Annotated in this window: 1 protein-coding gene; it reads left to right on the top strand. The window is 69.1% G+C overall.

The genetic code is table 11. The features are described from left to right. Positions 1 to 23 precede the first annotated feature (23 nt). Positions 24 to 1,084 (top strand): flavin-containing monooxygenase (locus tag ACIRS4_RS38745; RefSeq protein ID WP_404205054.1); only part of this gene is annotated, 1,061 nt, incomplete at its 3' end.

Below are 1,084 nucleotides of genomic sequence, written 5' to 3' on the forward strand. Positions count from 1 at the left end.
CCAGTACGGCTGGATCTGACGCCATGGCTTCGAATTTCGCCGCGGCACCTGCCCCGCAAGAGGTCGACGTCCTGATCGTCGGCGCCGGGTTCGCCGGTATCGGCATGGGCATCCAGCTGGCCCGCCGGGGCCGGGAATCGTTCGTGATCATCGAACAGGCCGAGGATGTGGGCGGCACCTGGCGCGATAACCGCTATCCCGGTGTGGCCTGCGATATTCCGGCGCACCTGTACTCGTTCTCGTTCCTGCCGAACCCGCGCTGGTCGCGAGTGTTCGCCGAGGGCGCGGAGATTCACGACTACCTGCGCTCCTGCGTGAAGCAGGAAGCCCTCGAACCGTATCTGCGGCTGAATTGCGCACTGGAACAGGCGGAATGGCTCGAGGCCGAAGAGCGCTGGCGGGTCCGCACCTCACAGGGCGAGTTCTCGGCGGCGAATCTGGTCATCGCGACCGGGCGGCTGACCGAACCCAAGATCCCGCCGATCGCGAATCTCACCGAATTCCGGGGCCGCCGTTGGCATTCGGCGCGCTGGAATCCGAAGGTCTCCCTGGTCGGCAAGCGGGTCGGACTGGTGGGCACGGGCGCGTCCGCGGTGCAGATCCTGCCGCGGCTGGCGGGCGAGGCCAGTGAGGTCGTGGTCTTCCAGCGCTCCGCCCCCTACGTGCTGCCGCGCGGGGACCGCTTCTACACCCCCGACGAACTGGCCGGATTCGCCGCCGACCCGCGGTCCATCACCGCGCTGCGGGACGAGCTGTTCGCCGAGGCGGAGCTCAGCATCGCCGCGCGCCGCCGCCGGCACCCGGAGATCGATCTGCTCAGCCGCCGCGCCCTCGACCACCTGGCCGGGCAGGTCCGCGATCCGGAACTGCGGCGGCGGCTCACCCCGGATTACGAGATCGGCTGCAAGCGAATCCTGTTCTCCGACGAGTACTACGCGGCCCTGCAACAGGACAATGTGCGGCTGGAGTCGACCGAGCTGACCCACATCAGCGACGGCCGGGCCATCGCGGCCAGCGGCGCCTCCTACGACCCCGAGGTGCTGGTCTTCGCCACCGGCTTCAACGCCACCCGGCCCTCCATCGC

Source organism: Streptomyces sp. NPDC101166 (assembly GCF_044768125.1).
GTDB lineage: Bacteria > Actinomycetota > Actinomycetes > Streptomycetales > Streptomycetaceae > Streptomyces.